Annotated in this window: 5 protein-coding genes; 2 read left to right on the forward strand and 3 right to left on the reverse strand. The window is 73.1% G+C overall.

Going from position 1 to position 5,656, the window contains the following annotated elements; genetic code table 11:
* The 3 genes from SACPADRAFT_RS25475 to SACPADRAFT_RS0204050 all read right to left on the reverse strand — a co-directional run.
* Positions 1-295: TIGR03089 family protein (locus SACPADRAFT_RS25475; protein ID WP_007026231.1), on the reverse strand; the 295-nt coding region annotated here is incomplete at its 3' end.
* A 63-nt stretch (positions 296-358) separates the two neighbouring features.
* Positions 359-1,960: an LCP family protein gene (locus tag SACPADRAFT_RS25480; RefSeq protein ID WP_007026232.1), complete on the reverse strand. Its 1,602-nt coding sequence runs from the start codon at positions 1,958-1,960 to the stop codon at positions 359-361.
* Positions 1,961-2,004: 44 nt separating this feature from the next.
* Positions 2,005-3,651, reverse strand: coding sequence for an LCP family protein (locus tag SACPADRAFT_RS0204050; RefSeq protein ID WP_007026233.1), 1,647 nt, complete (start codon positions 3,649-3,651; stop codon positions 2,005-2,007).
* A gap of 152 nt (positions 3,652-3,803) precedes the next feature.
* On the opposite strand from SACPADRAFT_RS0204050, the gene rfbB reads away from it, so the two are divergent.
* Together rfbB and SACPADRAFT_RS25485 are read left to right on the forward strand one after the other, a co-directional pair.
* Positions 3,804-4,796, forward strand: a complete 993-nt coding sequence (rfbB, locus tag SACPADRAFT_RS0204055; protein ID WP_007026234.1) for a dTDP-glucose 4,6-dehydratase — start codon at positions 3,804-3,806, stop codon at positions 4,794-4,796.
* Between the two features lie 66 nt (positions 4,797-4,862).
* Positions 4,863-5,656 (forward strand): SDR family oxidoreductase (locus tag SACPADRAFT_RS25485; protein ID WP_007026235.1); only part of this gene is annotated, 794 nt, incomplete at its 3' end.

The following is a 5,656-nucleotide window of genomic DNA, read 5'->3' on the forward strand; positions in this document are numbered from 1 at the left end:
CGCCGGGGGCGGACTCGCCCGGCCGCGCGGGGCCGACCACGTGCGCCCCGCACCACCACGCGCCGAGCAGCACACCCGCGGTCTGCCAGTGCGCGGGCAGGTCGACGACGACTTTCTCCCCCGGCTCCACGTCGAACTCCTCGACCAGCCAGTTCGCCGTCTTGGCCGCCCAGTTGGCCAGCGTGGCCGTGGACAGTTCGACGCGGCTGCCCGCCGCGTCGTCGTAGTGGGTGATCAGCGGACGCGCCGCCGACGTGGACAGCAGGCCACGCAACAGGTGCTCGGTCAGGCTCATACCGGCCAACCTAACGCCCACCGTCCGGCCCGGGCCGGGTGCGGCAGGCGTCCGGCTCCCGCGTCAGTTCACACAGGGGACGTCGTCGGCGGTGATCTGCCGGGGGACCGGGGTGCCGACCGGTCCCGATCCACCGCCGGACGGGGTGTCCGGGGCCTCCCCGCGGCCGACCGCCGCGGCCACGAACTCCCGGACGGCCTCCGGGTCCACGCGGACGATGCTCTGCCTGCCGTCCGGGCTCCGCGCGGTGATGTCCTCGACCGGGACGGTGGTGAAGGTGATGTCACCGGAGGCGATGCCCTTCACCCGGTCGGCGAAGCCGAGCAGATCCAGGTCGGAGTCGAGCACGAGGGAACGGCGCACCGCGTCGGTCAGCTTCGCCAGCCGGTCGGAGTCGGTGAGCGTGCCCGCGGAGAGCACCGTGTCCAGGGCGGAGGCCAGGAACACCTGCTGGCGCGTGATGCGGTCGAGGTCGCCGCGCGGCAGGTTCTTCCGTTGCCGCACGAACGACAGTGCCTCTCCGCCGGAGACCACCTGCGGGCCCGCACGGAAGTTGGCCCCGGAGTCCGGGTCGGACGTCGCGTGGTTCAGGCAGACCCGCACCCCGCCGAGGGCCTCGGTGAGCAGGTAGAAACCGAGCAGGTTCACCTCGGCGTAGTGGTCGACCCGCACCCGGGTCAGCTCCTGCACCGTCCGCACCAGTGCCCAGCGTCCGTCCTGATCGGACCGCCGGTTGAGTTCGGCGCCGTCGGTGACCCCCTCGGCACGCAGCCGGGACGTGGCCGCACGCTTGGCGTCCCCGTACACGGCGTTGATCTTGTCGTGTCCGCCGTCGGGCACGTCGACCCAGCTGTCCCGGGGGATGGAGATGCCGGTGGGGGCCGACCCGTCGTCGGGGAAGCGCAGCAGGATCAGCGTGTCCGTGCTCACCCCGGGTTTGCTCTCCGTGCGCAGTTGCTTGAGCACCCGGTACGGGAGCGGGTTGCCCTGCATGTCGGTCCGTGCGTCCGCGCCGACGAGCAGGATGTCCGTGGCACCGTCGTCCTCGGGCAGGCGCGCGGCGTCGTCCCCGTCGCCGGCGGACCCGTCGGCGTCCGGGGCGTTCAACCGGACGGCGTCGGTGGTGCTCATCCCGTTCTGGATGCTGCCCAGCGTGGTGTGGGCGTAGCCGGTCACCACCAGGACGAGCACCGACGACAGCGCCGCCAGCGTCCGTGCGGCCCCCCGTGCGGGCGCCGCACCCGTGCGGCGGCGGGGTTCGTCGGGCGCCTCCCGCTCCGGCCGGGGCACGGGGGACGGCACCGCGTGCCCGTCCCGGCTACCGTGTTCCCCGTCGTCGTTCCCACCGGCGCCGGCGTCGGGAGCCTCGTCCCCCGATCCCGGGGTGTCCCCCGGATCAGGAGTGTCCCCCGAATCAGGGGTGTCCCCGGACTCCGAGGCGTCCCCGGACCCGGGGATGTCCCCGGTGTCAGCGGTGCCCCCGGCCTCCCCTGCGTCAGCGGTGTCCTCTGCGTCAGCGGAGCCCCCCGGGTCGGCGGCGTCGTCACGGTCCCGCCCCTCCTCGTCCCGGGGGTCGGGACCGTCGTCGCCGTCCCGGTCGTGCTCCTCGCCCGACGATCGCGTTCCCGCCGCATCGGCGTCGTCGCGTCCGTCCTCGGAATCCACGGTGGTTCCCCTCCCACCCGCGTGCCGGTTACCGGCGGCTCACCCTAGTTCACGCACGGAACACCGCCCGCAGTGACGGGGCCCTCGTCCCCCGGTGCGCGTTCCCCGTCCCCCTGCCGGTCGGTTCCACCCTGGTCATCGGTGCCGCCCTGGTCATCGGTGCCACCCTGGCCGGTCGCGGTTCCCGCCGGGTCGCTCGCCCCCTCACCGGAGCCGCGGGGCTCGCCGTCGGGTGCGGCCTCCGCCCGGTCGGCGTCCGCGCCGCCGTGCCCCGGCTCGGGGAGGGTGAAGTCCGTCCCCATCCGCAACACCAGCGTTCCCGGGGCCAGCGAGGTGTTGCGCTCGGCGGGCAGGTCGGTGGCCAACGCGGTGCGCATCGCCTCGACACCGGCGCGGGCGCCGTCGGCGTACTCGAGCACGCTGCTCCCGCGCACGGCGGTGTCGGCGTAGCTCGCACCGCCGAAGCCCTGCCCGGCCAGGACGTCGCGGGCACGCTGCCCCAGACCGCTCTGCCCGGAGGAGTTGTAGAGGTCGACGGTGAAGTTCTCCGCACCCTCGACCGTGTCCGGGAGCTCACGGTCCGGGTCGGTGGGCTCGCCCACCAGGTCGTCGACGAACGACCGCACCTCGGCCTCGTCCACCCCGAGCACCTCGGCGGCGCCCACGTAGACGTCCCCGGTGACGGGCATGGTGTGGAACTCGATGTCGCCGCCGGACAGACCGCGCATCTGGTTGGCGAACCGGAGCAGGTCCCAGTCCTCGGAGATGACCACCGACTTCTGCACGGCCTCGATCACGCCGGACAGCCGGGCCGGGTTCAGCAGCACCTCGCTGGAGATCATCTTCCGGGCGACCCCGGACAGGTACGCCTGCTGCCGGTCGATCCGGTCGAGGTCGCCACGGGGGAGCCCGATCCGCTGCCGGACGAACGACAGTGCGTCCGCGCCCTTCAGCGTCTGCTCCCCGGCGGGCAGGTCGATCCCGGACTTCCTTTCCCGCACGGGTTCCTTCAGACACACCCGCACGCCGTCGAGCGCCTTCGTGACCTCGTAGAAGCTGGCCAGGTTGACTTCGGCGTAGCGGTCGATCATCCCCGGCCTGCCCACGAGCTGCTCGATCGTGGCGATGAGGTTGCGCCGGCCCGCCTGTTCGGCCTCGGTCTCGATCACGTCCTCGGAGGCGCCCTCCGCCCCGAGCGTCTGTCGGGTGTCCCGGTAGGCGTGCCGGAAGGCGCTGTTGAGCCGGTTGTTGCCGTAGCCGCCGGCCAGTTCCACCCAGGCGTCGCGGGGGAAGGAGATCGCCACCGCGCTGCTGCCGTCCTGCGGGATGTGGACCAGGATCATGGTGTCGGTCTGCCGGTTGCCCTCGACCTCACCCGCGTGCAACTTGTCCAGCACCGCACGGGGGAGGGGGTTGCCCTCCGCGTCGGTGCGGCTGTCCATGCCGACCAGGAGGATGTCCAGCGCCCCGTCGAGCGGCTCGGTACCCGGTTCCTTGTCGAACACGTCCGTGGTGTTCACACCGGAGTTCACGTCGCCGACGAAGTACCAGCCGTAACAGGTCACCGCCAGGACCAGTACGGAGAGCAGCGCGAGGACGGTCCGGCCACCGGCACGGCCGACGGTGCCCGCCCGTGCGCGGCGGCCGCGTGCGTCCGGCACGTCGGCCGACTCCGGTGCCGCGTCGGTCACGTGGCTCCCTCCCCGCGTGTTTCGCCTCGCCCACATTACTGATCTTCCCGGAACGAAGACGTCGGAACGGGTGGATACGTTGCCCGGACGTTGCCTCCGGTGTCTCCCGGCGCCGTGGCAGACTGCCCCGTGAGCCGAAAAGGGGAGGACAGATGCGGGTTCTGGTCACCGGCGGTGCCGGGTTCATCGGGTCGCACTACGTGCGGCAGGTGCTCTCGGGTGCCTACCCGCCCCCGGAGCCGACCGAACTGATCGTGCTCGACAAACTCACCTACGCCGGGTGCGAGGAGAACCTGACCCCGGTGGCCGACGACCCCCGGCTGCGCTTCGTCCGGGGTGACATCACCGACGCCGGGCTGGTCGCGGAGCTGACCTCCGGCGTCGACCTGGTCGTCCACTTCGCCGCGGAGTCGCACGTGGACCGCTCGATCACGGGTGCGGCCGACTTCGTCACGACCAACGTCGTCGGGACGCAGACCCTGCTGCAGGCGGCGCTGCAGGCGGGCGTGGGCAGGTTCGTGCACGTGTCCACCGACGAGGTGTACGGCACGATCGACGAGGGCTCGTGGACCGAGGACCACGTGCTGGAGCCCAACTCCCCGTACTCGGCGTCGAAGGCGTCGTCCGACCTGCTCGCCCGCGCGTACCACCGCACGCACGGGCTGCCGGTGTGCATCACCCGGTGCTCGAACAACTACGGGCCGTACCAGTTCCCGGAGAAGATGGTGCCGCTGTTCGTGACGAACCTGCTCGACGGCAGGCCGGTGCCGCTGTACGGTGACGGGCTCCATGTCCGGGACTGGCTGCACGTCGACGACCACTGCCGGGGTATCCAGCTGGTGGCCGAGCGGGGCAGGCCGGGCGAGATCTACAACATCGGCGGTGGCACGGAACTGACGAACCGGGAGCTGACCGGGCGGCTGCTGGCGGCCGTCGGGGCGGACTGGGACATGGTCCGGCCGGTCACCGACCGTTCGGGCCACGACCGGCGGTACTCCGTCGACACCGGCAAGATCCGTGCGGAGCTGGGTTACCGGCCGCGGGTGGCCTTCGCCGACGGGCTCGCCGACACGGTGCGCTGGTACGCGGACAACCGGGCGTGGTGGGAGCCGCGCAAACGGCGGGCGGCACCCGTCGGCGCGTGACGGGGCCCGGGCGGCCGGGGCGGACGGGGACCGGGCAACCACCGGAGGACGACGCGGAGGACGAGAATGAGCGGAACGCAGCAGCCACGGTTGGCCGTGCTCGTCCCGGGTGGTTCCGGCCAGCTCGGGCGTGCCCTGCTCGACGCCGGCGCGGACGAGGGCGACCGGATCCGGGTGCGCGCGCCGGGTTCGGACGAGCTCGATCTGACCCGGCCGGGGGCCGTCGTCGAGGCGCTGGCCGACCTGGCCGCCGGGGCGCGCGAGGCGGGACGACTGCCCGTCGTCGTCAACGCCGCCGCTTACACGGACGTGGACGCGGCCGAGGACGACGAGGACCGGGCCTTCGCCGTGAACGTCGACGGACCGCGGGTGCTGGCCGCGGTGTGTTCGTCCCGGCGCGTGCCGTTGGTGCACGTCTCCACCGACTACGTCTTCGGCGGCGACGCCGACCGTGCCGCCGTGGGGCCGTACGGACCGGACGATCCGCTGCGCCCCCGCACCGCCTACGGCCGGACGAAGGCCGCCGGGGAGGACGCCGTCCTCGGCTCCGGGGCCGCGGCGTGGATCGTGCGCACCGCGTGGCTGTACGGCGGGGGCGACACCGACTTCGTCGCCACGATGGCGCGGCTGGAGGCCGAACGCGACACGGTGTCCGTCGTGGACGACCAGACCGGGTCGCCGACCTACGCGCCGGACCTGGCCCGCGGGCTGCTCGAACTCGCCGGGCGGGTCGCCGCGGGCGACGGCCCCGCACGGTCGGTGCTGCACTGCGTCAACACGGGCACCGCCACCTGGTACGACCTGGCCCGTGCCGTGTTCACCGGGCTGGGCGCCGACCCGGACCGGGTCCGCCCCTGCGG

The sequence above is a fragment of the Saccharomonospora iraqiensis subsp. paurometabolica YIM 90007 genome (assembly GCF_000231035.2).
In the GTDB taxonomy this organism is placed as follows: domain Bacteria; phylum Actinomycetota; class Actinomycetes; order Mycobacteriales; family Pseudonocardiaceae; genus Saccharomonospora; species Saccharomonospora paurometabolica.

Bases quoted from the DNA above. Each gene is read 5' to 3' on its own strand.
- rfbB (WP_007026234.1), top strand. From the start codon at position 3,804: ATGCGGGTTCTGGTCACCGGCGGTGCCGGGTTCATCGGGTCGCACTAC.